General features: G+C 58.5%; 23 protein-coding genes and 6 tRNA genes. 14 read left to right on the top strand and 15 right to left on the bottom strand.

From position 1 onward, the window contains the following. Positions 1–67 precede the first annotated feature (67 nt). A complete protein-coding gene (locus tag G5149_RS10140) occupies positions 68–319 on the top strand; it encodes a DinI family protein (RefSeq protein WP_005333426.1) in 252 nt (83 codons plus the stop codon). A 177-nt stretch (positions 320–496) separates the two neighbouring features. On the opposite strand, the gene G5149_RS10135 is transcribed toward G5149_RS10140, so the two are convergent. The 5 genes from G5149_RS10135 to dcuC all read right to left on the bottom strand — a co-directional run bounded on the left by G5149_RS10135 (position 497) and on the right by dcuC (position 6,940). Continuing rightward, on the bottom strand, positions 497–1,306 hold the full coding sequence (locus tag G5149_RS10135) for a DUF2927 domain-containing protein (protein WP_421212385.1): 810 nt from the start codon (positions 1,304–1,306) through the stop codon (positions 497–499). Positions 1,307–1,371: 65 nt separating this feature from the next. Beyond that, positions 1,372–1,875, bottom strand: coding sequence for a M48 family metallopeptidase (locus G5149_RS10130; RefSeq protein ID WP_216978865.1), 504 nt, complete (start codon positions 1,873–1,875; stop codon positions 1,372–1,374). A 144-nt stretch (positions 1,876–2,019) separates the two neighbouring features. Then, entirely contained in the window at positions 2,020–3,663 is a 1,644-nt protein-coding gene (locus G5149_RS10125) for a hypothetical protein (RefSeq protein WP_337073815.1), read from the bottom strand. A gap of 186 nt (positions 3,664–3,849) precedes the next feature. Further along, a complete protein-coding gene (locus tag G5149_RS10120) occupies positions 3,850–5,496 on the bottom strand; it encodes a bifunctional metallophosphatase/5'-nucleotidase (protein WP_421212380.1) in 1,647 nt (548 codons plus the stop codon). Positions 5,497–5,587: 91 nt separating this feature from the next. Beyond that, positions 5,588–6,940 carry an anaerobic C4-dicarboxylate transporter DcuC gene (dcuC, locus tag G5149_RS10115; RefSeq protein ID WP_005336914.1) on the bottom strand — a complete coding sequence of 451 codons (1,353 nt, stop codon included), beginning with the start codon at positions 6,938–6,940 and terminating at the stop codon, positions 5,588–5,590. A gap of 195 nt (positions 6,941–7,135) precedes the next feature. Between dcuC and G5149_RS10110 the strand changes: the two genes are divergently transcribed. Then, entirely contained in the window at positions 7,136–7,600 is a 465-nt protein-coding gene (locus G5149_RS10110; RefSeq protein WP_005345994.1) for a hypothetical protein, read from the top strand. 183 nt (positions 7,601–7,783) lie between these two features. Further along, complete coding sequence (locus G5149_RS10105; RefSeq protein WP_421212379.1) at positions 7,784–8,380, top strand: DUF922 domain-containing protein; 597 nt, start codon at positions 7,784–7,786, stop codon at positions 8,378–8,380. Positions 8,381–8,475: 95 nt separating this feature from the next. Here G5149_RS10105 and mnmC read toward each other — a convergent pair whose 3' ends face one another. Next, the gene (mnmC, locus tag G5149_RS10100; protein WP_421212378.1) at positions 8,476–10,494 is read right to left on the bottom strand and encodes a bifunctional tRNA (5-methylaminomethyl-2-thiouridine)(34)-methyltransferase MnmD/FAD-dependent 5-carboxymethylaminomethyl-2-thiouridine(34) oxidoreductase MnmC; all 2,019 of its coding nucleotides are present in this window, start codon (positions 10,492–10,494) and stop codon (positions 8,476–8,478) included. 90 nt (positions 10,495–10,584) lie between these two features. Between mnmC and fabB the strand changes: the two genes are divergently transcribed. After that, the gene (gene fabB, locus G5149_RS10095; protein ID WP_421212377.1) at positions 10,585–11,796 is read left to right on the top strand and encodes a beta-ketoacyl-ACP synthase I; all 1,212 of its coding nucleotides are present in this window, start codon (positions 10,585–10,587) and stop codon (positions 11,794–11,796) included. Between the two features lie 285 nt (positions 11,797–12,081). Here fabB and G5149_RS10090 read toward each other — a convergent pair whose 3' ends face one another. Then, positions 12,082–13,767, bottom strand: a complete 1,686-nt coding sequence (locus tag G5149_RS10090) for an aspartate:alanine antiporter (RefSeq protein WP_033115819.1) — start codon at positions 13,765–13,767, stop codon at positions 12,082–12,084. Between the two features lie 137 nt (positions 13,768–13,904). Between G5149_RS10090 and G5149_RS10085 the strand changes: the two genes are divergently transcribed. Beyond that, the gene (locus G5149_RS10085) at positions 13,905–14,402 is read left to right on the top strand and encodes a hypothetical protein (protein ID WP_005345978.1); all 498 of its coding nucleotides are present in this window, start codon (positions 13,905–13,907) and stop codon (positions 14,400–14,402) included. A gap of 138 nt (positions 14,403–14,540) precedes the next feature. On the opposite strand, the gene G5149_RS10080 is transcribed toward G5149_RS10085, so the two are convergent. Further along, positions 14,541–14,616, bottom strand: a tRNA-Asn gene (locus G5149_RS10080). Positions 14,617–14,749: 133 nt separating this feature from the next. Between G5149_RS10080 and uvrB the strand changes: the two genes are divergently transcribed. The 3 genes from uvrB to G5149_RS10065 all read left to right on the top strand — a co-directional run bounded on the left by uvrB (position 14,750) and on the right by G5149_RS10065 (position 17,838). After that, on the top strand, positions 14,750–16,762 hold the full coding sequence (uvrB, locus tag G5149_RS10075; RefSeq protein WP_005345976.1) for an excinuclease ABC subunit UvrB: 2,013 nt from the start codon (positions 14,750–14,752) through the stop codon (positions 16,760–16,762). After that, positions 16,759–17,019, top strand: coding sequence for a YkvA family protein (locus G5149_RS10070; protein WP_005345974.1), 261 nt, complete (start codon positions 16,759–16,761; stop codon positions 17,017–17,019). The genes uvrB and G5149_RS10070 overlap by 4 nt, the downstream gene beginning before the upstream one ends. 171 nt (positions 17,020–17,190) lie before the next feature. Continuing rightward, positions 17,191–17,838, top strand: coding sequence for a DedA family protein (locus G5149_RS10065; RefSeq protein ID WP_041234281.1), 648 nt, complete (start codon positions 17,191–17,193; stop codon positions 17,836–17,838). 78 nt (positions 17,839–17,916) lie between these two features. On the opposite strand, the gene dsbB is transcribed toward G5149_RS10065, so the two are convergent. Together dsbB and nhaB are read right to left on the bottom strand one after the other, a co-directional pair. Beyond that, complete coding sequence (gene dsbB / locus G5149_RS10060; protein ID WP_236348296.1) at positions 17,917–18,438, bottom strand: disulfide bond formation protein DsbB; 522 nt, start codon at positions 18,436–18,438, stop codon at positions 17,917–17,919. 98 nt (positions 18,439–18,536) lie between these two features. Then, on the bottom strand, positions 18,537–20,117 hold the full coding sequence (gene nhaB / locus G5149_RS10055) for a Na(+)/H(+) antiporter NhaB (protein ID WP_421212376.1): 1,581 nt from the start codon (positions 20,115–20,117) through the stop codon (positions 18,537–18,539). Between the two features lie 333 nt (positions 20,118–20,450). Here nhaB and fadR point away from each other — a divergent pair, with 333 nt between their 5' ends. The 6 genes from fadR to G5149_RS10025 all read left to right on the top strand — a co-directional run bounded on the left by fadR (position 20,451) and on the right by G5149_RS10025 (position 26,040). Then, on the top strand, positions 20,451–21,164 hold the full coding sequence (fadR, locus tag G5149_RS10050; RefSeq protein ID WP_026034983.1) for a fatty acid metabolism transcriptional regulator FadR: 714 nt from the start codon (positions 20,451–20,453) through the stop codon (positions 21,162–21,164). A 265-nt stretch (positions 21,165–21,429) separates the two neighbouring features. Then, positions 21,430–21,570, top strand: a complete 141-nt coding sequence (locus G5149_RS10045) for a TIGR02808 family protein (RefSeq protein WP_005345965.1) — start codon at positions 21,430–21,432, stop codon at positions 21,568–21,570. Positions 21,571–21,758: 188 nt separating this feature from the next. Continuing rightward, on the top strand, positions 21,759–22,316 hold the full coding sequence (locus tag G5149_RS10040) for a YaeQ family protein (protein ID WP_005336887.1): 558 nt from the start codon (positions 21,759–21,761) through the stop codon (positions 22,314–22,316). 12 nt (positions 22,317–22,328) lie between these two features. Beyond that, positions 22,329–23,213, top strand: coding sequence for an AEC family transporter (locus G5149_RS10035; RefSeq protein WP_005360972.1), 885 nt, complete (start codon positions 22,329–22,331; stop codon positions 23,211–23,213). A gap of 243 nt (positions 23,214–23,456) precedes the next feature. Continuing rightward, positions 23,457–23,921 (top strand): hypothetical protein, encoded by a 465-nt coding sequence (locus tag G5149_RS10030; RefSeq protein ID WP_421212375.1) that lies wholly within the window; start codon positions 23,457–23,459, stop codon positions 23,919–23,921. Positions 23,922–24,204: 283 nt separating this feature from the next. Continuing rightward, on the top strand, positions 24,205–26,040 hold the full coding sequence (locus G5149_RS10025) for a sigma 54-interacting transcriptional regulator (protein WP_421212374.1): 1,836 nt from the start codon (positions 24,205–24,207) through the stop codon (positions 26,038–26,040). A 162-nt stretch (positions 26,041–26,202) separates the two neighbouring features. Here G5149_RS10025 and G5149_RS10020 read toward each other — a convergent pair. From G5149_RS10020 to G5149_RS10000, 5 genes are all read right to left on the bottom strand, one after another. After that, positions 26,203–26,279, bottom strand: a tRNA-Val gene (locus tag G5149_RS10020). A 38-nt stretch (positions 26,280–26,317) separates the two neighbouring features. Then, positions 26,318–26,394 (bottom strand) — tRNA-Val (locus G5149_RS10015). A 34-nt stretch (positions 26,395–26,428) separates the two neighbouring features. Next, positions 26,429–26,505 (bottom strand) — tRNA-Val (locus tag G5149_RS10010). An 18-nt stretch (positions 26,506–26,523) separates the two neighbouring features. Next, positions 26,524–26,600: transfer RNA gene (locus G5149_RS10005), tRNA-Val, on the bottom strand. Between the two features lie 13 nt (positions 26,601–26,613). Then, positions 26,614–26,690, bottom strand: a tRNA-Val gene (locus G5149_RS10000). Between the last annotated feature and the right edge of the window lie 66 nt (positions 26,691–26,756).

The raw sequence follows: 26,756 nt of genomic DNA, 5'->3' as shown, positions 1-26,756 counted from the left end.
AAGATGGCACTTTACTTCCCATGAATACTGTATAAAAATACAGTTATAAATCATGGAGAAGTTTCCTATGCGTCTTGAAATCATCATCGACAGAAAACATCAGATCCCGACCTCGACCATGGAGGCGCTGCGTCAGGAGCTGCTCAAGCAGCTTGGTGAAAAATTCCCCGACATCCATGTGCGGGTCGCGCCGGGCAGTGCCATGGCTCTGACCGTCAGCCGTGCCAGTAAGGAAGACAAAGAGCTGGCCGAAGCCATGGTGCAGGAGGTGTGGGAGAACGCCGAGAGCTGGATGCCGGAAGAGAATGTCGCATCCTGATCCCGCTCGGTCAGTGGATAACACGGGCGTTGGATACATGGGCGGCGTATAAACGTGCATGCCCGATAACGCACCGTTGATCCTCGGATAACAAAAAACGCAGCCAGGTGGCTGCGTTTTTTGTGGGTGGTGAGAGGTTCGCGGTGGCTTGTCTGGCTCTGGGGTGAGCCAGGCCCGTTACAACCCCGCCCAGCTTTTCAGGCTCTGCTGCTGCACCCGGCGATTGGCTTCGCGGATCTCCCCTTTGGCGCGCAGATCCTTGATTGCGAGCGGCAGGGCTGCGCGTACCTCATCGCTGCTCATCCCGGCCTTGAGGGCTGGGTGATAGGCTAGCTTGAGCAGCACATAGTCGAGGCCGGTCAGGAAACTGTCGATGCTGTTGTCATTGAAGATGGAGGGAAACACCTTGTCCGAGTCGTTGGGTAGCCCCATCACCTGGGTGAACTCCTCCACCACGCAGTCGAGAAAGCGCCCCTTGGCCCGGCTGTAGTCTACCGGAATGATGATGGTGGCACGGCTGATCTCGTGTTTTGCATTGGTTGCAAAGTTGGCCAGGCAGAGTCCCTCCTTGAGTGCCATCCCGACCGACGGAGCGCCCCCCATGGTGCGGTTGGCCCAGCTCTTCATCTTGCTGTAGTCGGTCATGATCAGGGTAAGGTTGGGCTTTGCGGTCACCATGCTGATGGGGTGGCCGGTGATGCGAGCCAGATGGGCCGCCTGTACCTTCACCACATCGGCCTGCAGGGGTTTGTCGCCCGACTCGTTGACAAGCTGCAGCCGGATCGGCTGTTGCCAGCGGGCAAAACGGGTCTGCCTGGCTTCGCCATACTCCCGCTCCATGGCGATGGCCATAAAGCTCTCGGTGAGATAGCTGTCGCTCTGCCAGCGCTCATCGGCCCAGGCGCTGTGTCCCGCGAGCAGAAGCAGCAGGGCCAGCAGCCCGCGTGACGCGCAGCGGGGATGGGCTGCGCGGCCCAAGCTGGTCATTACCAAAGTGGCAATAAAGCGGGTGGCGGCAAATGACATGTTTCCTCCCTGAAACGGGTGTCAGCCTAGCGGCTGGCCTTGCCGATATCGCGCCAGGTGAGCCAGAGCCTGAGATCAAACTCCAGTTGATGATAGTCCGGCTCCATATGCTGGCAGAGCTGGTAGAAGCTCTTGTTGTGATCCTTCTCTCTGATGTGGGCCAGCTCGTGCACCACGATCATTTTCAGAAACGGGGGCGGCGCCTCCTTGAACAGGGCGGCGATGCGGATCTCGTTCTTGGCCTTGAGCTTGCTGCCCTGCACCCGGCTGACGTAGGTGTGCAGGCCGAGTGCATCCTTGATGACGTTGATCTTGCCATCGAACACTACCTTTGACAGGGGCGCCGAGCTCTTGAGGTAGCGGTTCTTCAGCTCCATGGTGTAGGCAAGCAGCGCCTTGTCGCTCTGGATCGGGTGGCTATCCGGGTAGCGCTTGGCCAGCATCTCCCCCAGCTTGCCCGCCGCAATCAGCTGCTGTACCTGTGCCTTGAGGGGGTCTGGATAGCCGCCCAGATAAGTCAGTTCCGCCATGGTGTCACTCGTTACATCAAAAAGAGCGTCATTGTAGTTATCTCGGGCGGGCTTGCCTACTGCGGGCCGCTGCTGCAAGGGGCTTTGGCGCAAGAAAAAGGGCGGCCATTGCAACAATGGCCGCCCTGCGGGGCGTATTGACGATCAGCGTCGGCGATAGAGACCCGGATCCACCTCTTCGTAGTGGCTGGTCAGGTATTGATAGAAGGCGAGATGGGAAGGGGAGCTCGGTTTTTTCAGCTCCTCGCTCACCCGGTCCGGCTTGGCGATGATGAACTTCGGAGTCTGGCGCTGGATATCGGCCAGTACCCGCTCACGCACGTCATAGGGCGGATTGACGTTGGCAAAGAAGAGGTAGGCGGAAGCCGGCTGGCGATCGGTCCAGAGATAATATTGCGGTTGGATGCCATCGACCCAGATCTTGTCGCTCGGGACTGTCTCGGCTTTGATGCGATCAACCCGTACCTGCGCGGCCGGATTGAAAGGGCGACCCTTGAGGGTGCCTTCCCAGGCGTTGTTGATCATCAGCAGCAGCATGGCCAGCGTTGCCAGCCAGGGGGTGGCACTGCGCACATCCCAGGCGCGCCAGAGGGGGATGAGGATCAGCACCGGCAGCGCCCACAGCAGGCTGGTGCCGAGCACCTCGTTGACCCGCTCGAGGGACCACTCCTTGGTGCTCCAGCCAAAGGCGAGCTGCTGGGCCAGCAGCCAGCTGGCGGTGAGTACCACCAGCGAGATGCAGAGCAGGCCGATCGCATCAGCCTGCTGTTCGCTGCGATCCAGCAATACCGCCAGCGGCAGCACTGCCAGTTGCAGATAGAGCACGTCGTAGTGATCGAACACATGGCCGGAGACCGAGTTGGCGATCAGGGTGAACAGCACCCCAAACAGGGTCGCCAGCAGGGCGGGCAGATACCACTCCTGACGGCGGCTCAGCATCAGAATGATGAAGGCGGGCAGCAGCATCACAAGGCCGGTGCGCAGCAGGCCGACGGCGCCCACCATGGGGGAGAAGCCGTTGCCATAGCTCCCCTCGAAGAAGATGTCGAAGGCGTAGTATTTGAAGGCCGCCAGCAGATCATGCTGCTGGAAGTAGGCGTAAAGCGGGCCGCCAATCAGCGTTAGCCCCAGCAGGCTGGAGATGAGCAGCAAGATGGCGTCACGCCACTTTTCGTGCAGGCACCAGTGGCAGAACAGCACCAGATACCAGGCGCCCCAGAAGGCGCCGTTGTTGGTACGCATCCAGGCGACGATGGCGAAGGTAAGGGCCGCCACCAGCGCCGGCCACCAGCGAAATTCCTTGTCCAGCAGCAGGGTGATGAAGGCCCACTGGGCGATGAGGGCGAGGTGGAAGGTCCAGTCCTCGGTCATGTTGCCGTAGTAGTAACGGGTGCCGTAGAGAGCCAGCACCGCCAGCATGGCGCCGAGCCGCGCCTTGAACGAGAGTCCGAGCTGGGCAAAGGCCTGCCAGCTGGCCAGCAGTCCGAGCCAGCAGAGCACCCACTCCAGCGCCCAGATCCCGACAAATCCCCCCAGTCCATAGCCCAGCGCGTCGAGGGCGAAGATCATCGGCCCCTTGATGTCGATCATGTCGCGATAGAGCACGCCCCCTTCGCTCCACATCTTGCCCATCACCGCAAACAGCGAGGCATCAAAGCCCGGCGCCATGGCGTGGAAGAGCGGGTTGCGCAGACAGAAGAGCAGCGCCAGCAGGGCGGTCAGCAGCACGATGGCTGGCTTGATACCCGGGTTGACGCGAGGGGGAGTGAAACGGATGGAGTGATTCATGAAGTCGCCTGTTCCTGCAGCTGGTCTTGAAAGCGGGCCTATCTTGCCGAGCTAGTGAGTGCGATGCAATGGGGCGGGCCCGTGTGGGGCAAATATTCTCGAAAAAGCCCGGTTCTTGCAGGGAACCGGGCGCTGGCTGCGGCAATATTGGCCGTCAGGGGATGTGGCAAAGGCATCCCTCCGATATCAACTGAAGTACTCAAGCAGGGGCGGCTGCGCTTCCAGTGTCGGCAGGTGACGGGCCCAGCGGATAAAAGCGTCGGCCAGGGTGATGCCGAGCTCCTGATTGTGCTGGGTCAGGGTCCGCGCCAGTGCGGTGTAGCCCTCCTTGCCGGAGGCGGTATAGGCGCTCGACACCCCGCGATAGACCTGTTCGGCATTGACCGCTTGCCACTGGCCGGGAGCGGCTTCCCACTCCAGTCGGGTGATGCGCTGGCCCTTGGGCCGATCGGCCTGATAGGTGAATCGCACCCCCGCGGTGTAGGGGAAGCTGCCGTTGCCATTGCCGACCACGCCATTGTTGGTGGCATTGTCGATGGCATTTTCCAGCGCCTCCGCCAACTCGTGACCGTGCACCCGATAGAGGGTGAGGGGAATGGCAAACGGCAGCAGGCGACCGGCGATATCCGCTTCGCTCAGGGGGCCCGGCTCCAGCGAGCAGCGCACTCCGCCAGCATTGTGCAGGGCAAAGTCCACCTCGCCTACCTGTTCACGGGCGGCGGTCAGCATGGCGCGGGCCACCAGCGGGGCGAGCTGGCTGCCGTGGGGCAGGGTGGCATCCGGCAGCCGCTGATGGGGCAGTGGCGCCGCCAGTCGGGTGACGATGCGCTGGCTCATGGTTTCAATCTCCGGCCGGTAGCGTTTGGCCAGATGTTGTTCAAGTTGTGGATCCGGCTCGCAGAAGGTGAGCCCGGCGGGTGGCGTGGAGGCAAATGGCCAGGGCTGCCAGGGGAGCCACTCCAGCTGCCCCTCACTTTGCACGACGCGGCCTGTCTCATCGAAGGTGAGCTCGCACACACCGAGGCAGAGGGCGCTGTGGCCAGCGTGCAAAATGGCCACCCCGTTGTTCATCAGCGGATAGCTGCCTTCACTTGGCAGACCCAGCGGCGCGAGATCGCCGAGCAGGCTGTGGGTATGGCCGCCAATGATGAGGCTGAGCTCGGGGAAGCGCTCGGCCAGCAGCTTGTCCTGATCCAGCCCGAGGTGGCTCAGCAGCACGATATGGTGGATCCCTTCGCGCTTGATCTCCCGCAACACCCGGGTGAGGGTCTCGGCGACCGCGTGGAAACGGGTGTGGGGATCCGGGTTGGCGATGGCAGCCATCTGGGCGAGGGTGATGCCGAGCAGCGCAAAGGGAACCCCATCGATCACCCGGCGATGCCAGGGCTGATGGGCGTCGTAGAGATGGGGAATATCCCACAGCCCAAGGGTTGTGTCGGCAGGCTCCTGACTGTTATCCAGATTGGCGGCCAGCACCGGAAAATCGAGCTGGCGCAAGAACTCCACCAGCGGGCCGTTGCCCAGATCGAATTCGTGGTTGCCAAGTACCATGGCATCGGGGGCCAGCATGGCGAGCAGGTCGGCGTTGGCACGCCCTTTGAAGCGGTTGAAATAGAGAGAGCCCTGAAAGGAGTCGCCACCGTGCAGAAACAGAAAACGCTGGCCGGCTGCTGCGGCTTTGGCACGCAGTTGGGTCAGTCGGGTCAGGATCCGGGCATAACCGCCGCACTGGGTGCGCCATTGGCCTTCACCGACAGGGGAGAAGCTCATGGGCGCGCCATCGAAGTGGGAGTGGCAATCACTGAAATGGGCAAGTTGAACCGTAATACTCATCTCGGTCCTCCTTAGGGGGAAAATGAGCACCGAGTCTACTGCAAAGGGGGGGGAGGATACCAGCCCGGCAGGGTGCCGGGCTGGTCAATGATCAGGCGGGTACCATGATCTGGGTGGCGACGATCACCACCAGCAGGCCGACGGCGACCGGCATACTGGTGCGCTTGACCACCTCGAACGGCGAGAGCTTGCCCATCCCCGCACAGGCGACCACCACCCCGGAGACCGGAGAAATGGTGCGACCCAGGTTGGAGGCTTGCAGCATCGGGATTACCAGATAGGCCGGGTTGATGCCAAGGCTGCTGGCCAGGTTGGGGATCAGCTCCACGAAGGCGTAGAAGGGGGCATTGCCCGAGCCGGTAGTGAAGGCGGCCAGGGTGGTGATCACCACCAGCGACAGCATCATGATCAGGCCACCTGAGCCGAGATCCTGCGCGTGAGCCAGCAGGGTGTCGATAAAGCCGATGGTCATCAGACCCTGGGCGAAGACGCCGGCACCGACCAGCAGCATGACCACACCGGCAAAGGCGTCAGCCATGTTGCGCCAGCAGACCTGCAGACCGTCCAGCAGCTCCTTGCCATTGCGGATCCGCACCAGCTCCAGCAGGCTGGCCAGCACCATGCACATGACGATGATGGTGACGATGTCCAGCTGCGGACCCCATTTGCCGTCAAACACCAGCACCCCGATGATGGGGGTAAAGGGCAGGATGGCGTAGAAGGCAGGCGCAGTCGTCACCAGATCACCCGGTGCGACCGGCTCGTTGTGCTCACCGGATTTCTGGTCAAGGTAGCGCTGCCAGAAGAAGTGGGTCACCGCCATGCAGGCGATCGCCACCAGCGAGATGGGCAGGGTCAGCTTGAAGGCAAAATCCAGCAGTGGCATGTTGGCGGCCTGAGCGGCCATCACCACGTCCCCTGAGGTCGGTGCCAGAATGATGGCGGCTGGCGAGGCGCACACGGCCGCAGCCGCGCCACGGGAGATCCCCATGTTGACCATCAGCGGGAACAGGGTGGCCATCAGCAGCACGCCGAGGCCGGTAGCGGAGCTCACCGCCAGCGACATGGCGCAGGCCACCAGATAGGCAGCCACCAGCAGGATATAGGGGGACTTGATGATGCCGAGCGGTTTGCTGGCCAGCTTGACCAGAATGGTGTTGGCGCCAATATGGCTCATGTAGCCGGCAAAGCCGCACAGCACCATGATCAGCATCCCCAGTCCACCGCCACGGTCATTGAGCAGGAAGCGGACGTATTCGAAGATATCGGTTGCGATATAACCGGTGCTGACTACCTTGCTCGGCAGCACCGGCTTGCCCATCATGGCGGTGATGACCAGCAGCAGCAAGCCGCCGCTCAGCAGCACCCCGGTCGCGGAGTATCCTTTGAAAATGGCACGGCCCACCACCAGGGTGACCAGGGTGCCAACGATGAGTTCCAGCATATGTTGCCTTCTGATTGGATGAGAGTGGAGGGAGTCTATTCCGATAGGGGTAGAGTGGCGACTGGAAACAGGATGTTGTGTGAACTAAATCAACGTTTAACCCCATGAACAGAATTAAAGAAAGGTAAAGGTACTTTACCCAGCGGGTTTGGTTACCTACCCTTGCCAGCCTTGGTTGTCTTTTGAGGCTTTTATATGGTGGTTGGTGATTTTTCAGGCATTAAACGCTCTCTTTTCCTGCTCGCGATGCTATTTTCACCTACTTGCGTGTTTGCAGTAACCAATGACGGTTTTCATCAAACCGGTCCTCATCAGGCGGTCGCCATGCGGCGTCTCATGGCTCCTCACTCTTACGGCGTACTGGTGGTTGCCGAGGGGAAGAAACCCCGTTTTGCCGCGCTGGCATCCAAAACCACCGAAGCAAACTGCCTGGCCCGTCATGCCATTCGGGTAGATGGGGTCGCGCTGCTGGTCACCCCGAGATTCTATGCCAAAGAGGAAAAACGGGGACTTTGCGAACTGTGGCTCAATGAGGGGGCAGATCAGGACTTTTTTGCCAATCGTCTTAAAAATGATCATTTTATTCAGATAGATGGTCATGACATCAATGTGAAAAACTATCACCTCAACTGGCAGCGCATCAGTCCTGCTGCTCAATAAAAATACAGTTTCATCCTTGTGCCATACTTTGCTCACGCAACCTGTGAGCTTGCTCTGATTTCTGGGCTCATCATTGTATTGCGCCGCCTCTTGGTCACACATAGGCTATACCCGTCATCTGTGTGGCGGTGAGTTTCACCAAGGTTGGTACTCCGCCCGTGCAATCAAGGAAGGTAGTCTGGCATGGTCAGCAAGGTTTATGGAGTAGTGGGGAGCGTGCTGTTGCTGTTACCCCTGATGAGTCAGGCTCAGCCGAGCCGGCCGCAAGTGGTGCCAGAGTCCCGCATCAATGTCCGTTTTTATGAGGTCAATGCAACCAGTCCGGAGCAGCTTGCCCGGGCGATTGCCCAGAGTGCCCCCAAGGTGAATGGCAAGCCTGTTCTCGGCAAGGCGAGTTATCAGATGGAGTGGCAGTTGGAAACCGACCAGTTGCCGGGACGCTGCCAGCTCAAACGGGTTACGGTAACGACTCATGCCACCGTATTGTTGCCCCGCTGGCGTCAGAGTTCGGAGGGGAGTGACCCTGCTCGCCAACGCTGGGGGCGGCTGCTCTCCAGCATGTTTGACTATGAATCCCGTTTCAAAGAGATGGTGCTGCAAGGCGGAAATCAGGTGGGCGGGGCGATTGCGGCACTACCAGGCCATGCAGATTGCCAGGCATTGCGCTATGCCGCCTGGGCTGCGGGCAGTGGCGAATTGAACAAGGTTAAGGCAAGGGTAGACGATTTCCAGCGTCAGACGGGTTACGGCGAGCAGCTGGGTGTGCACTGGCCCAAGTGAGCGCTATCTCAAGACGCAATATCCAGCATCGCACGATTTGATAAATAGAATGGCCGCCCGATGGGCGGCCATTCTATTTGTTTACAGAGTCCGGTTTAGACCAGCGCTTTGCCCTTGAGCAGCTTGCGTACCCAGTAACGGGCTGGGTGGAGCGCTTCCAGCAGATCGGCGGCCAGCGGCAGCGGAGCGCCGCAAATCTCGCTGGCGAGCAGCTCGCCACAAAGCGGCGCCGAGCAGAGGCCCCGTGAGCCGAGCGCCCCCAGCACATAGAGGCCGGGGTGAAGGGGGAGTGGCTGGGCATTGTGCTGATCATGCTGCAGCTGCGCATAGTGATCCGCCAGACCTTGCAATCTGGCCACTGGCCCCACCACCGGAAGGTGATCCCGACTGGCACAACGCACCCCTACGCGCGCCTCGTTGCCGCTCACATCCACTTCGGCGGGCCAGGTTTGCTCCGGCAGGCAGGCTTGCAACCGCACCTGATTCTGGATTTGCTCCTCGGCACGAAACTCAAGGCTGCTCTGGTTGCGGCCATAGCTGGCACCAATACAGTGTTGATCGTTGTGCATAGGTGTGAGGTAGCCATCGTAGCAGAGCACGGTCTCGAGCTGACGCAAGCTGGCCGAGGTCGGCACATGGCTCACCTGACCGCGCACTGGATAGAGCGGCAGCTCGGCAAAGGGGAGCAGTGCTGGCAACTTATGACCGGCAGCGACCACCAGATTGGGGGCCTGCCAGTGGCGGCCATCCTGGCTCTCTATGTGCCAAGCATCTGTCTGCTCGGCAATGGCAACGACCTCGCTGTTGAACACCACCTCAAGCAGGCCGCTGGCTTGTGCTTCTTTAATAGCGGCTCGGGTGAGATCGGCCGGACAGAGCCAGCCCCCCAGCGGGTAACTGACGCCGCTGTGGCCGCAGGGCAGGCCGACGACTTGTTCTACTTCCGCGGTCGAGAGTGGTTGCATCAGCTCGGACGGGAAGGGGCCCTGACTCATTTTCGCCAGCTTGGCGGCCGATTTGTCGTCATAGCCGAGCTGGGTTACCCCGCACAGTGCAAAAGCGATGGGATGACGTTCGGCCAATGCCAGCAGCCGCTGACGGGCATAGCCAAAGGCGAGCGAATAGAAGCGTGACAGGGCATCGTGCTCGCCGTTGAGCAGCGGATAAAGCGCCCCCTGGCGGTTGCCGGAGGCGCCGGTGGCCTGTTCGCCATCTGCACACAGCAACGTCACCTTGCGACCCCGCTCCACCAGAGAGAGCGCCGTCATGGCCGAGGCGATGCCGCCGCCGATGATCACCACCTCGCCAGCGCGTCCGGCAGGACGGGCATACCAAGGGACTATGGTCTGCTGCGGCTGCTTGTCGGTGCGATCCCCCACCAGCATCTCCCGCTTGCTACCGTGGCCCTTCACCTTCTTCATGGCAAAACCGGCGGCAATCAGGCCGCGACGGACAAAACCGGCACAGGTAAAGGTGGCGATGGAGCAATCGGGACGGGCGAGGCGAGCGAGACCATCAAACAGCTCCTGTGTCCACATCTCCGGGTTCTTGGCCGGGGAGAAACCATCCAGATACCAGGCATCCACCAGCCCCTCTGCCCAGTGAGGCACTTGCGGCAGCATATCCTTGATGTCGCCAAACCAGAGATCGAGGCGAATGCGGCCATCCGCAAAATGCAGGCGGTGGCAACCGGAGACCGGCAGCGGCCACTGGGCGACAAGATCCTGACTCAAGTGGCCAAGTTCAGGCCAGGCGGCCAACGCCTTGCGCAGATCGTCCCGGGTCAGGGGGAATTTCTCGAAACTGATGAAGTGCAGACGGGAGCCGTTGCCGGATTGAGGCGCCTGTTCCAGGAAGGCTTGCATTGTCGCCAGAAAGTTAAGGCCTGTGCCGAAACCTGTTTCACCTATCACGAAACTGTCACTATCGTGGTGCGAAAATCGCGCAGGTAGCCGGTTTTGCTGCAAAAAGACGTAGCGGGTTTCACTTAGACCGTTATCATTGGAAAAGTACACATCCCCGAAGTCACTGGAGACAGGAGTTCCCGCTTCATTCCAGTCCAATCGGGCATGATGTAAGGATGTTTGACTCACGTTTTCCTCGGCTCGCGTCACAAAATCGCGGGCATTCTACGTGAAAGCAGACCAGTTTGGCAGCCGAAAGCGGGTAGACTTGGCGCCAGTTTTTCCAGACGAGATGAATTAATGAGAAGAGCAGTGATCACCGGTATCGGCGTCATCTCCAGTATCGGCAACAACAAGGAAGAAGTGCTGGCCTCCCTGAAAGCAGGTAAATCCGGCATCACCTATTCCGAGCAGTTCGAGCAGCACAACCTGCGCAGCCGTGTCTGGGGTAACATCAAACTCGATCCGTCTGAACTGATCGACCGTAAAGTCATGCGTTTCATGGGCGACGCTGCGGCCTACGCCTATCTCTCCATGCAGCAGGCCATTGAAGATGCCGGTCTGGCGGAAGATCAGGTATCCAACGAGCGTACCGGCCTGGTGGTCGGTTCTGGTGGTGCCTCCGGCAAGAATACCTCCGAATCAGTGGACATCGCCCGTGAGAAAGGGGTCAAGCGTGTGGGCCCTTACATGGTGCCGCGCACCATGTCTTCCACCACCTCTGCCTGTCTGGCCACCCCGTTCCAGATCAAGGGGGTTAACTACTCCATCAGCTCAGCTTGCGCAACCTCTGCCCACTGCATCGGTCACGCGCTGGAGCTGATCCAGCTTGGCAAACAGGATGTGGTCTTCGCTGGTGGCGGCGAGGAGCTGGACTGGTCCTCTACCATCCAGTTTGATGCCATGGGCGCGCTCTCTACCAAGTACAACGACACGCCGGAAAAAGCCTCCCGTACCTATGATGCGAACCGCGATGGTTTCGTTATCTCCGGTGGCGGCGGCATCCTGGTGGTTGAGGAGCTGGAACATGCTCTGGCCCGTGGTGCTCACATCTATGCCGAGCTGACAGGTTACGGTGCTACTTCTGATGGCTACGACATGGTTGCCCCGAGTGGTGAAGGTGCTGTGCGTTGCATGAAGATGGCAATGCAGGGTGTCGGCAAGGTTGATTACATCAACACCCACGGTACCTCCACCCCGGTTGGCGATACCAAGGAGCTGGAAGCTATCCAGACTCTGTTTGGCGCCAACGGTCCCAAGATCTCCGCCACCAAGGCGATGACCGGTCATGCGCTGGGCGCTGCCGGCGTGCACGAGGCTGTCTACTCCCTGCTGATGATGGAGCACGGCTTTATCGCCCCCAGCATCAACATCGAGACTCTGGACGAGAAAGCGGAAGGTCTGCCCATCGTGCGCGAGTACGAAGAGGCCGAGCTCAACACCGTCATGTCCAACAGCTTCGGCTTTGGCGGTACCAACGCTTCTCTGGTGTTCAGCAAGTTCAAAGGCTGATCATCCGGTTGATATGAAAAAAGCGCCTCAGGGCGCTTTTTTTGTTTCCGTGATCTGCCATCACTCATTGCAGAGCAGAGCAGAGCAGAGCAGAGCAGAGCAGAGCAGAGCAGAGCAGAGCAGAGCAGAGCATCAACCATTGTGGGTAGGGGGCAGACAGCGCAGATGGTTGGTGTCAGGTGAGATCACACCAATGAGCCAGCTCCGCATCTTGGGAGAAAGGCAGATAGCAAGAAGGGAGCTTGAGGCTCCCTTCTTTGTTAGCGGTAACTTGATGGCAGTTGGTTAGAACCAGAAGCCGATGATAAAGGAGCCTGCCAGCGTCAGCATCACGTTGGCCACCGCATAGGTACCAGCGTAGCCAAGCGCCGGAATGGAGCTGTTGGCGGCCTCGTTGACCACATCCATGGCGGGGGCGCAGGTACGGGCACCTGTGATGGCGCCGAGCAGCAGGGCCGGGTTCATCTTCAATACCCAGACCCCGAACAGGTAGCCGACCAGTACCGGCAGGGTGGTGACCAGCATGCCGGAGAAGAGCACCACGGCACCCACTTCGCTCAGGTGGTCCAGAATGCCGCCACCCGCCTTGAGACCGGTGCTCACCATAAAGACCGCCAGACCAAGATCCTTGGCCAGTCGCAGGGCGCCCGGAGGCACGTAGCCGACCGTCGGGTGGTTGGCCCGCAGATACCCCATCAGAATGCCTGCCAGCAGCAGACCGACCGCGTTGCCGAGGCCAAATTCAATCTGGCCGAACACCAGCGAGACGGAACCGATCAGCAGCCCCAGCACAAAGAAGGTGGTGAACGCCACCAGATCCGTGGTCTGGCTGTGGATGCTGATAAAGCCGATCTTGTTGGCCAGCAGTTTGACCCGCTGTTTTTCGCCGCTGATCTGCAACACGTCGCCTTTTTGCAGCATGATGTTGCGATCGAACGGCATCTCGATTTGGGAACGCACCACCCGGTTGAGGAAGCACCCCTTCTCGGTCAGGTTGAGTTCCACCAGATGACGGCCGACCACGGAGTCGTTCTTTACCACGATCTCTTCGGTGACGATCTGCAGGTCGAGCAGGTTGCGATCAAACACCTCTTTACCGTTGCGGTAGTTAACGTCCAGCTTCTCGTGGCTCTCGGGATAGCCCACCAGAGCGATCTCATCCCCTTCCTGAATGACGGCATCGCCATCGGGACTGGCGAGAATGCCGTTGCGGCGGATCCGCTCCACATAACAGCCGGTGTGGGGGTAGATGCCGGTCTCGCGCAGGGTGCGGCCACCGATCCAGGCTGCCAATTCGGGGCCAACCCGATAGGCGCGGATGATGGGCAGGTAGGTCTTGCGACTGTCGCTGTCGGAGAGACCCCGCTCACGGGCAATTTTTTGCGCCTCGGTGTTGAGATCGAGCCGTGCCAGCGAAGGGAGGTATCGCACGACCAGCATCAGGCCAACCAGACCCACCAGATAGGTCAGGGCGTAGCCGATACCCATGTTGTCGAGCACCGCCTGCATGTCGGTTTGATGGGGCAGGTTGAGCAGACCGCTGCGCAGGGCATCCTGGGCACCGACCAGCGCAGGAGTCGAGGTGAGCGATCCCGCCAGAATGCCGGCCGCCATCCCGGGCCCCAGATTAAAGAACTTGGCCAGCCCTACCGTCAGAAAGAGGGCGGTCAGCAGGATCACCAGAGTCAGGGTGATGTAGTGGATGCCATCGCGCAGGAAGACGCTGAAGAAGTGGGGCCCGGCTTCGATCCCCACGCAGAAGATGAAGAGCATGAAGCCGACGTTCTCGGTCGTGGCGGTGAACTCGAAGCCCATCTGACCAAACAGCAGGGCGGTAAACAGCACACCTATGGTGTTGCCAATCTGAAAGTTGCCAATTCGCACCTTGCCAAGCAGCAGGCCAAAAGCCAGTACCACGAAGAGCAGCAGGGAGTCGCTTTGATGTAGCAGTGTCACAAAATCTATGGTCATGCCCGGAAAAACCGAGGAAAAAAGTGGGGCCGATATTGTGCCGGATCTATCCCCAATAAAGAAGCGCAAAGGGACGATTAATCGGTTGTTATTGGGCGCTATTTATGACGCTGGTGGCGTGATAGGGAGACACGCGAATGAAATCAGGGGATTTTTACTGCCATTGCCGATGTCAATTAGTGAAATATGCTGCCCGCTACCGAAGCTCTTTGGCGCAGGCAGATATTTTAGATTCTGCTGTCCAGCCGGTCGACAGGGATCAGTTTCAGCAGATTCAACCGATAGCAGTCATTGCTGGCAGAGGGCCAAATCAGGTTGATATCTACTCACCCGCCCTCGGGGAAAGGGTTGGCAAAAAGATACCTCCGAAAAGTGCCAATAGAGCCTGTCACCCCGCTGTTCCTGAGGGGGCAAAAAAACAGCATAAAATCAGGTTGGCCAGCAAAATGACTCTTCGTCGGGGGCTATCACGGGCAATCCCGCGTCCTGACAGGGTTTGCTGTACTTACCCACAGAATCTGTGGATAACCCTGTTTATGAATCTTGTTCATCGCCCTCAAAGCCGCGCCAGTACTGGGATGCAAGGGCTGTTCAAAAAATACCGGAAGAAAAATGTTTGCATAAAAATCAAATAGTTAGGTGTGACAGGAGAAAACTCTGTCGAGCCGGAACTGGTAACAAAAGGGAGCATCGGCAGCAAGAAGGATCTTGTGCATTAAATTTGGCAGGAGAGGGCACTAAAGTGGATAACTTGCACCGAGATGGTGAGGAATTGGCTCCCCCGACTGGACTTGAACCAGTGACATACGGATTAACAGTCCGCCGTTCTACCGACTGAACTACGGGGGAACATCATGCAAGGAGGGGCATCATACAGAAGGTGTCCGAGGTGGTCAAGCCATTCGCGGGATGATGGCGCGGGTATACCGCTGCCAAACCCTCGGTTACACTGCTCCTCTGCTGTTTTGTGTCGGGAGTGTTCATGAGCAAATTGTTCAAGTTAGCCAGCCAGTTTAAACCCGCCGGGGATCAGCCTGCGGCGATTGCCCAACTGCTCGACGGCATCGAGTCAGGACTGGCCCACCAGACCCTGCTCGGGGTGACAGGCTCGGGCAAGACCTTCACCATGGCTAATGTCATCGCGACCCTCAACCGCCCCACCATGATTCTGGCGCCCAACAAGACCCTGGCCGCCCAGCTCTACGGCGAGATGAAGGAGTTCTTCCCGGATAATGCAGTGGAGTATTTCGTCTCCTACTACGACTACTATCAGCCCGAAGCCTATGTGCCGACCACCGACACCTTCATCGAGAAGGATGCCTCCATCAACGATCACATCGAGCAGATGCGATTGTCGGCCACCAAGGCACTGCTGGAGCGGCGCGACGTGGTGATTGTCGCCTCGGTATCGGCTATCTATGGTCTGGGGGATCCCCAAGCTTATCTGAGCATGATGCTGCATCTCAAAGTGGGGGATGTGATCAACCAGCGGGATATCCTGCGCCGTCTTGCCGAATTGCAGTACACCCGCAACGACATGGCCTTCCAGCGCGGTACCTTCCGGGTACGCGGCGAGGTGATCGACATCTACCCCGCCGAATCGGACAAGCTGGCGCTGCGGGTAGAGCTGTTTGATGAGGAGGTGGAGCGGCTCTCCCTGTTCGACCCGCTGACCGGCGCCATTGAGCAGACGGTGGTGCGCTACACCATCTACCCCAAGACTCACTATGCCACCCCGCGAGAGACTATCCTGGGAGCTATCGAACATATCAAGGAAGAGCTGCGCAGCCGCCGCGAGCAGCTGTTGTCCCTCAACAAACTGGTGGAGGAGCAGCGGATCAGCCAGCGTACCCAGTTCGATATGGAGATGATGCAGGAGCTGGGCTACTGCTCCGGCATCGAGAACTACAGCCGCTACCTTTCCGGCCGTGCGCCGGGGGAACCGCCACCCACCCTGTTTGACTACCTGCCGGGGGACGGCCTGCTCATCATCGACGAGTCCCACGTCACGGTGCCGCAGATCGGCGCCATGTTCAAAGGGGACCGCTCCCGCAAGGAGACCCTGGTGGAATACGGCTTTCGGCTCCCCTCGGCGCTCGACAACCGGCCACTCAAGTTTGACGAATTTGAAGCGCTGATGCCGCAGACAGTGTTTGTCTCGGCGACTCCCGGCCCCTACGAGCTGGAGAAGTCCGGCGGCGATGTGGTACAGCAGGTGGTGCGCCCCACCGGCCTGCTCGATCCGGAGATCGAGGTGCGTCCGGTGACTACTCAGGTGGACGATCTGCTCTCCGAGATCCGCAAGCGGGTCGCCGTCGAGGAACGGGTGCTGGTTACTACCCTGACCAAGCGGATGGCGGAAGACTTGACCGAGTATCTGGCGGAGCACGACGTCAAGGTGCGCTATCTCCACTCCGACATCGATACCGTAGAGCGGGTGGAGATCATCCGCGATCTGCGCCTTGGCAAGTTCGATGTACTGGTGGGCATCAACCTGTTGCGGGAGGGACTCGACATGCCGGAGGTGTCGCTGGTGGCGATTCTGGATGCGGATAAAGAGGGCTTCCTGCGCTCGACCCGCTCGCTGATCCAGACCATCGGCCGGGCGGCGCGTAACCTCAACGGCAAGGTCATCCTCTACGGCGATACCATCACCAACTCGATGAAGGTCGCCATTGAGGAGACCGAGCGGCGCCGCGCCTTGCAGCATGCCTATAACCTCAAGCATGGGATCACCCCCAAAGGGCTCAACAAATCCGTTGGCGATGTGATGGACATGGGAGGCAGCCGCACTGCAGGCAAAGCAGGCAAGGGGATGCGCAAGGCGGCCGAGCCGCAAGGGGAGTACCATGTCCGCTCTGCCAGCGAGATTGCCAAAGAGATCAAGCGGATGGAGGAGCAGATGTTCCAGCATGCGCGAGATCTGGAATTCGAGCAGGCGGCGGCACTGCGGGATCAGATCCAGCGGTTGCGCGGCGAGCTGATCGAGTCATGAGCCGCAAACGCTGGGTTGTCTGGCAACGACTGTGTCGTCTCTATCATGGCTTTCGCCATCCCGGTACCCCCTGGTGGGCAAGGGGCCTGGTGATCCTTATCCTGCTCTATGGCATCAGCCCGGTGGATCTTGTTCCCGACGTGGTGCCCTTGCTGGGTTGGTTCGATGACGTGACCCTGCTGCTGGTGTTGCTGTGGGGTTGGGAGCGTTGCCTTCCCCCCGCCGTGCGCAGCGATCTGGAACAGGTGCCTCATTGATAGAGCGGTCCGCTTCTTCGGGTTGCTTCGATGCATCGCATGGCAATCTGCGGTAAAACGGTTTTATTTGACCTCTGCCGCAGCGGAATGAAAAAGAGGCAGTCCCGAAGATTGTGACCCGGATCGCATTGGCGTAGACTCCACGCCGTTCACTCTATGGGTATGGAAAAAATGGATCTGATCCTCTTTGCTATCGACTTTATCCTGCACGTTGACGTGCATTTAAAAGAGCTGTTCGAGAACTATGGCGTCTGGGTTTACGCCATCCTGTTTCTGATCATCTTCTGTGAAACCGGGCTGGTAGTGACGCCGTTCCTGCCAGGCGATTCCTTGCTGTTTGCCGCCGGTGCGCTGACCGTGGGTAGCGTGCTGGACGTCCATACCCTGGCGGTCGTGCTGATCATTGCTGCCGTGCTGGGCAATGTGGTCAACTACACCATTGGGCACTTCTTCGGCGAGCAGCTGTTCCGCAACCCGGACTCCAAAATCTTCCGCCGCGACTATCTGGAGAAGACCCACGCCTTCTATGCCAAGCATGGCGGCAAGACCATCATCATCACCCGTTTTCTGCCTATCGTGCGCACCTTTGCGCCGTTCGTGGCGGGGATGGGGGCCATGACCTATCCGCGCTTCCTTGCGTTCAATCTGGTTGGCGGTCTGCTGTGGGTACTCTCCTTTGTCTATGCCGGCCACTTCTTTGGCAATCTGCCGGTGGTGCGTCACAACTTCACCCTGCTGATCTTCGGCATTATCGGCATCTCCTTGCTGCCCATGGTGATTGGCGCGGTCAAGGCCAAGATGGGCACAGCCAAAGCGTAACCGGAAATACGGTCAGCCAGAACGAGAAAGGGGGAGCCATCATGGCTCCCCCTCTTTATTTCCACATGGGCATGATGATTAGTTGCAGCAACGCCCTTTTACCAGATTACCGATGACCACCACGGTGAAGACCAGCAGGTAAGCGGCGAAGATGACAACCAGCCACTGGGGCATGGAGTAACCGAAGAACTGCCAGGTGATCTGGGCACAATCCCCTTCCGGCATAAAGAGCCAGGGGAGCCACTGATCGAGCGGAGCCCAGCTCGGGAAGTCGGCAAACGGGCTGCAGACGTTGAACGGGGAGGGATTGACCTGATAGTCCACATGCTTGAGGGCCAGCTGGAAGCCGCGGAAGGCACTGTAGCCCCACAGCAACATGGCGCTCCAGCGGACATACCACTTCTCGGGGGCCACCATGCCGAGCAGACCGGCGGCCAGCACACCCAGGGTCGCCAAGCGTTCGTACACGCACATCACGCACGGGGAGAGGCCCAGCACATGCTGGAAGAAGAGGGCACACAACTCGAGGAACAGGGCTGATGCTGCCAACAGGCCCCAAGCCAGCCGATGGGCGGCGATACGGCGGAGAAACTCGATCATCTCATTGATCTCTCAGAAAAAACAGTGGCTGAATTAGAGCAGAGCGGGGCAGAAAAGAAAAGGGCCCTGAAAGGGCCCTCGGAAACCGTCGCAACGGATTAATGCAGCGCCGGCTGTACCGCTGGCAGCGTACTCTCCATCAACAGCCATCCGTGCTGATAGAACCAGTCGGTGGCAGGCCCAAGCAGCAACTCGACAGAGAAAAAGCCGATCAGCCCCAGCACCAGGGTGTAGGGCAGCGCCATCCAGACCATGCGGCCATAGGAGAGGCGCAGCAGCGGCGCCAATGCCGAGGTGAGCATAAACAGGAAGGCGGCCTGACCATTGGGGGTGGCGACCGATGGCAGATTGGTACCTGTGTTGATGGCTACCGCCAGCAGATCGAACTGGGCGCGGTCGATGGCGCCGTTGAGCAGGGCAGTCTTGACTTCGTTGATGTAGACAGTCCCCACGAAGACGTTGTCACTGACCATGGAGAGCACCCCATTGGCCAGATAGAAGAGGGCCAGCTGGTTCTCCGGTTTGGCAGCCAGTACCAGTTGGATCACCGGCTTGAACAACTGCTGATCGATGATGACGGCGACCACGCTGAAGAAAACCGCCAGCAGGGCGGTGAAGGGGAGTGCCTCCTGGAAGGCTTTACCCAGCGAGTGCTCTTCGGTGATCCCGGTCAGGGAGGTTGCCAGCACGATGACCGAGAGGCCAATCAGGCCAACTGCTGCCAGATGCATGGCCAGACCGACGATCAGCCAGACAGCAATCAATGCCTGAACGATCAGCTTGGCCTTGTCTTGCGGGCTGCGTTTTGCCTCTTCGTAGCGGTTGTACTCCTCCATGATGGCGCGCACCGTGTCCGGCAGGCGGGCACCATAGCCAAACCAGCGAAACTGCTCCACCAACACGCAGGTCAGCAGACCGCAGATAAAGACGGGGACGGTCACGGGGGACATGCGAATGGCAAATTCGCCGAAGTTCCAGCTGGCTTGCTCGCCGATGATGAGGTTTTGCGGCTCGCCCACCAGGGTGCAGACACCGCCCAACGCGGTCCCGATAGCGGCATGCATCATCAGGCTGCGCAGGAAGGCGCGAAAATCATCGAGATCCTGGCGATTGCGCTCGGCCACTTCCTTATCGTCGGTATGGTCATGGCTGTGACCAAACTCCTTGCCGGAAGAGACCTTGTGATAGATGGCATAGAAACCGGTGGCAACGCTGATCACCACGGCAATGACCGTCAGTGCATCGAGAAAAGCCGACAGGAAGGCGGAGACCAGACAGAAGGAGAGGGAGAGCAGGATCTTGGAGCGAACGCCGATCAGCAGCTTGGTGAAGACATAGAGCAGCAACTGCTTCATGAAATAGATGCCTGCCACCATGAACACCAGCAGCAGCAGCACTTCGATATTGGCGACCAGCTCGTGCTTGACCTGATCGGCGGAGGTCATGCCGATCAACACGGCTTCGATCGCGAGCAGACCACCCGGTTGCAGGGGGTAGCACTTGAGGGCCATGGCCAGGGTGAAGATAAACTCAACGACCAGTAACCAGCCCGCAATGAAAGGATCAAGGTGGAAGGCAATCGGATTGATCACCAGAAATAGCAAGATGGCGCTTTTATACCACTGTGGTGCATTGCCCAAGAAGTTCTTGGCGAATGCCTGCCCTAGGCTTATTGGCATGATAATGGGTCTCAACTTTGTTGTTAGGATCTGCTTCTATGCAGTCAAGGATGATTCGACCTGTGCCTCCGGATGTTGGCCTTTATCTGTCTGATTCCTCGTGATTTTAATCAAAAAGCGTGACGATTATAAATGATAGCCGATGGATCTCTGCCCATCTGTCTGTTTTATAACCACCTTGTCGGGGTTGGCTGGCTCCCTCGTGGCGATTAGATACATATTCCCAACACTATATTTGCCATATGTGAGCAGAGGACTGACCTTATGCTTGCCAGCCATCATCGCTTTGATATCATTCGTCAGCCTTTTTACGCATTACAACAGAGTCAATTCATGGTTATAAAAGCGCAGAGCCCAGCTGGGTTTGCCGAGGAATACATCATCGAGTCCATCTGGAACAATCGCTTTCCTCCCGGATCTATTCTGCCCGCCGAGCGTGAATTATCCGAGTTGATCGGGGTGACGCGGACTACCTTGCGCGAAGTGCTGCAGCGACTGGCCCGTGATGGCTGGTTGACCATACAGCATGGCAAGCCGACCAAGGTGAATAATTTCTGGGAAACCTCCGGCCTCAATATTCTGGAGACGTTGGCCCGTCTGGATCAGGACAAGGTACCTGATCTGATAGCTCAGCTGCTCTCCGCCCGTACCCACATCTGCACCATCTTTATCCGCGGGGCGATCCGTCACAATCCGGAACAGGCCGCCGAGATCCTGCGTGGCGCAGATGGGGTCGAGAACAACGCACAGGCTTATGCCGAGTTCGATTATCGCCTGCACCACCAGCTGGCGTTTGCTTCCGGCAATCCGATTTACGCCCTGATCCTGAACGGTTTCAAAGGGCTGTATAGCAGAGTCGGCAGCTACTACTTCTCCGACAAGCAGGCTCGCGAGACCGCAGATGCCTACTACAAGACCCTGCTCAATCTGGCGGAGACCAAGAACCACGAAGCCGTGTTCATGACGGTGCGTCAGTACGGTATCGAGTCCGGCAAGCTCTGGACCCGCCTGCGTCAGGACATGCCAAGCGATCTGTGCGACAACTGATCCCTTGCCTGTGCTCTCCAAGAAACGCGCCATCCGGCGCGTTTTTTTATTCTGCCGTGTTTGTGTCTATCCTTGATTGGAGGTGGTAATTGCTTGAACTGCATGGATATTTGGCCAAAAAGCTTGATCCAGCGCAAATGAACCCTGCATTTATCACTTTGGTGGCATAGGACCCAACCGCTGATTGAGGTCAAATGGAGGCATCAAGAGCGGAGCCAATATCCGCCAGAAGGAACACACCTTTCACCGGATGAAGGACACAACAATGAGTCTTCTTGAACACACCATCTGGACAGTACTGGGATATGGGGCCATGCCCTTTATCTTTCTGAGCGGATTCGTGGCGGTGGCAGTGACCTGTTGCATGCTGCTGAATGCGTTCGGGGTACAGTCCGCCGAGAAGTGAGTCGCTTCTCCATGCCGCCAAATGCCAGTCTTCGGACTGGCATTTGTTTTTTGTGTCTTTTAAAGCACTTATCCCGGTAGGGAAGGGGAAATCTTTGGTCAGGATGGTCGAACCTGCCGCCGATTTTGATTACACTGGCGCCCGTATTTCCCACTCACCCTTCTCTTATCAGGTGTTCAAGGTTTTCTATGGCTCTCAAGGCAACCGTATTCAAGGCCCAGATCAGTTTGTCTGATATGGATCGCAATCTGTATCAGGACTTCTCCCTCACGCTGGCGCGCCACCCCTCCGAAACCGATGAGCGGATGATGATCCGGCTGGCGGCTTTTGCCTGGCACGCCGCTGAGCGACTGGAGTTCACCAAGGGATTGAGCGCCGATGACGAACCTGAGCTCTGGTGCAAGAACTACTCGGACGAAATAGAGCTCTGGATCGAGCTGGGCCAACCCGATGAAAAACGGCTGAAAAAGGCCTGTAACCGCGCCCGTCAGGTGGTGCTCTATCTCTACGGTGGTCGTGGCACCAGCGTTTGGTGGAAGCAGAACCAGGGCAAGCTGAGCCAGCATGACAACCTCAGCATCATCGAACTCTCCGACAGCCAGACTCTGCCGCTCACCGCCATGGTCGAGCGCACCATGCAGCTCACCTGCACTATCTCCGATGGTCAGCTCTGGGTCAGTAACGGCGCACTGGAAGTGACGCTGGATCCGGTGGTGCTGATGGGCAAGCCGGCCCGCGAACTGTAACGGACGCCGCCCATGTTCAGCGCCTTGCTCAATATCGTCATCCCGGTGTTCGGTGTGGTCGGGCTCGGCGCCCTCTATGGGCGATTGCGACCGGGGGCCGCTCTCGGTTACGTCAATCGGGCCAATATCGAGCTGTTTACCCCGGCGCTGGTCTTCTCCGCGCTGGTCAAGTATCCGCTGGCGCTGGCGGAGCATATGCCGCTGATTGCGGCGGGGGCGCTGGTTATTCTGTTACCCGGTCTGCTGCTCGCGCTGCTCAAACTCAAAGGGATTGAGCGGGCAGCGCTGATCTTGCCCGCCATGTTCCGAAATACCGGCAATCTCGGTATCCCCTTGATGGTGCTGGCATTTGGCGAGCAGCAACTGGGGGCCATCGTGATCCTCTTTGTGCTCTCCAATCTGCTGCACTTCTCGGTCGGCATGTTTATCCTCTCGGCCAATACCTCTCGCTGGCTGTGGCTGCGCAGCCCGGTACTGTGGGCCGCGCTGGCCGGTTTGCTGGTGGCCAACCTGCACATTACGCTGCCGGAATATGTGGTGACCACGGCCTCGCTACTCGGCCAGATCTCGGTGCCCCTGATGCTCTTTGCGCTGGGTATTCGCCTGATGGAGGGAGAACTCGATCACCTTGGCCTCGCGCTCAAGTGCAACCTGCTCTATCTGCTGGCGGGGGGATTGTCGCTGCTGCTGGCGATCTGGCTGTTGCCGCTCAAGACGGAGTGGATACCGCTGTTGATGTTGTCGGTTTCCTTGCCCCCTGCGGTCTTGAATTACATGCTCTGCGAGCAGTATCACTGTCAGCCGGACAAGGTGGCCAGTATCGTGCTCGGTGGCAATGCCCTCTCTGTGCTGGTGATCCCGCTGGCGGTTTGGCTGGCACTTCATCTGCCCGGCTAAGCCAGATGGCATTGGTGCGGCGGTGCGACTCTCCTCGTTGAAGCTGCTCGCACATTAGCAATGCCTAGAAAAGTGAGCCTATCAGGATCAGCAAGCTGTTCCATGTCCTCTTTGTTCATTATTACCTCTGTGATGAATGTGCCGTCCCTGTATCCGGCCCCTTAGAACGGGCCTAACGGCGACAGCTATAGTTGAAAAAGAGCTGACTGACACTGTTTAACCAATGCCAGTGAGGGAAACCGGATGAGTACAAGTGAGCAATCTGATCCTGTGGGGCAGACAAAATCGCGCTATGACCCGACATTGCCTACCGGTTATGACTGGCGCAGACACCGCCGTTTTATCCTCAGTGGCGGTGGTTACAAGGCACAATGCAGCCGTCGCAACTGGTTTCTGGAGCTGCTTAATCCGATACCCTATGTGGTGGTGCGTGATATAGCCATCGGCGGCATAGGCATTCTGGGGGCCATACGGTTGAAGGAGGGGGATGAGCTGGTGATTGCCAGTCCCTCTGGCGAGATGCTGCGAGGTCTGGTCGTGAGATCCCAGCCAGACCCACTCTTTCCCAAACTCTATCGCACCGGTATTCGTCTGCATCGTTATCCGACGGCCGAGCTGTTTGCCCGCTGGCAAAGTTACATTCAGCCGCAAGATAAAGCGGATTTCGACCATGAGTGCCAAGTCCTGAAACAGGTACGCGGCGCGTGAACCAAATGTCATATCAGAGGTTGTTTTCCCCACATTCAGCATGATCCGTCGATGGCGTCCGCAGATCAGCAGGCTTGGCTGACCCAAGTGGTTTATCTCACTGCATATGTTTTCATCTTTATGTTTTTATTGAATTTTATCTGTACCTCTGAAGTCGTGGAGGATGCGGAACATTTTCCCTTTTCGTGATCCCCCCCGAAGTAGTTCCCCCTGATATCCCTTAGTATCTGGCCAGCATGACTCCCTTTAGGGGGAGGATAACAAGAACAAAAAGGAATGATGGATGAGATCCGTGAGCAACCAGTGTCTATTGATGCAGATCCAGCCGACCATCTTGCGCTTTGCCAAGATGCTGGCGAGTGTGCTGCAGCTTGAGGTCGAGATTGTGGATGCCGATATGGTTCGGGTGGCTGGCACCGGGCCCTATGGCAAGTTCTTCGGACGTCAGCTGGAGGGAGATTCCCGCCTGCTGCGCTATGTGATTGATAACCAACGGGAGAAGATCGTTACCCACACCAGCGATGATCCCGTGTGTGACGGCTGTACCTGCAAGGAGAGCTGTCGTGAGCGCGCCTTCCTCGGGGTGCCCATCATGGTGGACGAGCGCTGTATCGGGGTGATCAGTCTGGTAGCCTTCAGCGACGAGCAGCAGGCGCGCCTCAACAACAATCTGCAAGATGTGTGTGACTATGTGCGCCATATCTCCACCATCTTTGTGGCCAAGTTGCTCGATTCACGCGGGCTGTCGGACGGGGTCAACAAGGTGTTCCTCAATCTGATGACCAACATGGATCAGGGCTGCCTGCTGCTCGATGACAAGAGTCAACTGCTCTACGCCAACGAGGCGGCACTCCATCATCTGGGTTGCCAGCAGGAACAGCTGCTGGGGCGCGAAGTGGGGATCCGCCCGCTCACCTTCTCCCAACAGGGGCTGAGTGGTCATCTTCAGCACATCATCACCTTTGAAGGTCGTCAGGAGCTGATCATCGGCCAGCTACACCATGTGCAGGGCCAGCAGCTCTTTCTGATGGCGTTTCACCAGTCCCACTCCGGTCAGGTTCAGGAGCCGGATCCGGATGTGCGGATCGATCAGCTGATCGGCGAGAGCAAGCCGATGCGCACCCTCAAACGACTGCTGCACCGCATCGCCCAGAGTCCCTCCAGCGTGCTGATTTGCGGCGAGAGCGGTACCGGTAAAGAGGTGGTGGCCCGCGCCGTCCATCGCCTGAGTCCGCGACAGGATAAGCCTTTCATCGCCATCAACTGTGCCGCCATTCCCGAACAACTGCTGGAGAGCGAGCTGTTTGGCTATGTGAAGGGCTCCTTTACCGGCGCTTCCAGCGGTGGCAAGCAGGGCCTGATTCAGGCGGCCCATCAGGGCACCCTGTTCCTTGACGAAATTGGCGACATGCCGCTTACCATGCAGGCCAAGCTGCTACGGGTGCTGGAGCTGCGGGAGGTGACCCCCATCGGAGCCAGCCGACCGGTGCCGGTGGATATTCGCATCATCGCCGCCACTCACCAGCATCTCGATCAATACATCGCCGAAGGGAAGTTTCGTGAAGATCTCTACTATCGCATCAACGTCATCCCCCTCAACCTGCCGCCGCTGCGGGAGCGGGAAGGGGACGTGGAGCTGCTGACCCACTACTTCCTCAACCTGCACACCAGCCGCATTGGCATCGTCTATCCCGGTTTGGCGCCCGAGGTGATGGCGTTGCTCAAGGGGTATCGCTGGCCGGGCAACGTGCGCGAGCTCAGCAACCTCATCGAATATCTAGTCAACGTCAGCCAGGCGGGCGAGGTGATTGACGCCAGCCTGCTGCCCCCCAACATCATCCGCAATCAGGAGCCCCATCGCGTGGCGGCCCAGTCGATCCCGGTGACCAATCTGGATGCGGCGTTCAATGTACCTGCTACCGCTCCGCTCGCCGCCACGCCGGAGAAGCTGCCTGAACCCGTTCCGGGTGAGAGCGGCCTTGAGAGCATGGAGAAACAGATGATAGAAGAGACCCTGCAGCGGCTCGGCAACAAGAAACTGGCCGCACAGGCGCTGGGGATTGGGATTGCCACCCTCTATCGCAAGATAAAGAAGTACGAGATTGCCGTGCAGAGCTGAGGCGCTGGCGGCATCGATCTGGCCCGTGTCGTTTATCGGATGACACGGGTTTTTTATGGGAACAAGGCTTTGCGCCATTGCCGAACAGTGCTGAACGGATTGGCGGGGAAGGGGGGCGGACAGAATGCAAAAAGCCCGCTCGATGAGCGGGCTTTTTTAATCTGGTGCGTCCTAGTGGATTCGAACCACCGACCCCCACCATGTCAAGGTGATGCTCTAACCAGCTGAGCTAAGGACGCAGGGTGCGCAATGCGACTTTTATTTCTTTATGCAGAAGTGGTGGGTTTAATTGGATTCGAACCAACGACCCCTACCATGTCAAGGTAGTGCTCTAACCAACTGAGCTATAAACCCACATCTGGAATATCTGCAAAGTTTTGAAACTGAATGGTGCGTCCTAGTGGATTCGAACCACCGACCCCCACCATGTCAAGGTGATGCTCTAACCAGCTGAGCTAAGGACGCATAATCAGTATTCTGTAATGGTGCGTCCTAGTGGATTCGAACCACCGACCCCCACCATGTCAAGGTGGTGCTCTAACCAGCTGAGCTAAGGACGCATCACAGAAAAAGTGGTGGGTTTAATTGGATTCGAACCAACGACCCCTACCATGTCAAGGTAGTGCTCTAACCAACTGAGCTATAAACCCACTTTCTCTTACTTCACTACGCCAGCGCTGCTGACGTGGTCGGCATACTACCCATGCCCCCCAAGG

It is taken from the genome of Aeromonas sp. 600479 (genome assembly GCF_049175515.1).
In the GTDB taxonomy this organism is placed as follows: domain Bacteria; phylum Pseudomonadota; class Gammaproteobacteria; order Enterobacterales; family Aeromonadaceae; genus Aeromonas; species Aeromonas veronii_A.
Note: the sequence above shows the minus strand (reverse complement) of the source record. Positions and strands in the feature narration are given on the sequence as shown.

Bases quoted from the DNA above. Each gene is read 5' to 3' on its own strand.
- fabB (WP_421212377.1), top strand. From the start codon at position 10,585: ATGAGAAGAGCAGTGATCACCGGTATCGGCGTCATCTCCAGTATCGGC.
- nhaB (WP_421212376.1), bottom strand. From the start codon at position 20,117: ATGCCAATAAGCCTAGGGCAGGCATTCGCCAAGAACTTCTTGGGCAAT.
- G5149_RS10105 (WP_421212379.1), top strand. From the start codon at position 7,784: ATGGTCAGCAAGGTTTATGGAGTAGTGGGGAGCGTGCTGTTGCTGTTA.
- G5149_RS10090 (WP_033115819.1), bottom strand. From the start codon at position 13,767: ATGACCATAGATTTTGTGACACTGCTACATCAAAGCGACTCCCTGCTG.
- G5149_RS10125 (WP_337073815.1), bottom strand. From the start codon at position 3,663: ATGAATCACTCCATCCGTTTCACTCCCCCTCGCGTCAACCCGGGTATC.
- dcuC (WP_005336914.1), bottom strand. From the start codon at position 6,940: ATGCTGGAACTCATCGTTGGCACCCTGGTCACCCTGGTGGTGGGCCGT.
- G5149_RS10045 (WP_005345965.1), top strand. From the start codon at position 21,430: ATGAGTCTTCTTGAACACACCATCTGGACAGTACTGGGATATGGGGCC.
- fadR (WP_026034983.1), top strand. From the start codon at position 20,451: ATGGTTATAAAAGCGCAGAGCCCAGCTGGGTTTGCCGAGGAATACATC.
- G5149_RS10070 (WP_005345974.1), top strand. From the start codon at position 16,759: ATGAGCCGCAAACGCTGGGTTGTCTGGCAACGACTGTGTCGTCTCTAT.
- G5149_RS10140 (WP_005333426.1), top strand. From the start codon at position 68: ATGCGTCTTGAAATCATCATCGACAGAAAACATCAGATCCCGACCTCG.
- G5149_RS10135 (WP_421212385.1), bottom strand. From the start codon at position 1,306: ATGACCAGCTTGGGCCGCGCAGCCCATCCCCGCTGCGCGTCACGCGGG.
- G5149_RS10120 (WP_421212380.1), bottom strand. From the start codon at position 5,496: ATGAGTATTACGGTTCAACTTGCCCATTTCAGTGATTGCCACTCCCAC.
- uvrB (WP_005345976.1), top strand. From the start codon at position 14,750: ATGAGCAAATTGTTCAAGTTAGCCAGCCAGTTTAAACCCGCCGGGGAT.
- dsbB (WP_236348296.1), bottom strand. From the start codon at position 18,438: ATGATCGAGTTTCTCCGCCGTATCGCCGCCCATCGGCTGGCTTGGGGC.
- G5149_RS10130 (WP_216978865.1), bottom strand. From the start codon at position 1,875: ATGGCGGAACTGACTTATCTGGGCGGCTATCCAGACCCCCTCAAGGCA.
- G5149_RS10035 (WP_005360972.1), top strand. From the start codon at position 22,329: ATGTTCAGCGCCTTGCTCAATATCGTCATCCCGGTGTTCGGTGTGGTC.
- G5149_RS10065 (WP_041234281.1), top strand. From the start codon at position 17,191: ATGGATCTGATCCTCTTTGCTATCGACTTTATCCTGCACGTTGACGTG.
- G5149_RS10110 (WP_005345994.1), top strand. From the start codon at position 7,136: ATGGTGGTTGGTGATTTTTCAGGCATTAAACGCTCTCTTTTCCTGCTC.
- G5149_RS10030 (WP_421212375.1), top strand. From the start codon at position 23,457: ATGAGTACAAGTGAGCAATCTGATCCTGTGGGGCAGACAAAATCGCGC.
- G5149_RS10025 (WP_421212374.1), top strand. From the start codon at position 24,205: ATGAGATCCGTGAGCAACCAGTGTCTATTGATGCAGATCCAGCCGACC.
- G5149_RS10040 (WP_005336887.1), top strand. From the start codon at position 21,759: ATGGCTCTCAAGGCAACCGTATTCAAGGCCCAGATCAGTTTGTCTGAT.
- G5149_RS10085 (WP_005345978.1), top strand. From the start codon at position 13,905: ATGAAATCAGGGGATTTTTACTGCCATTGCCGATGTCAATTAGTGAAA.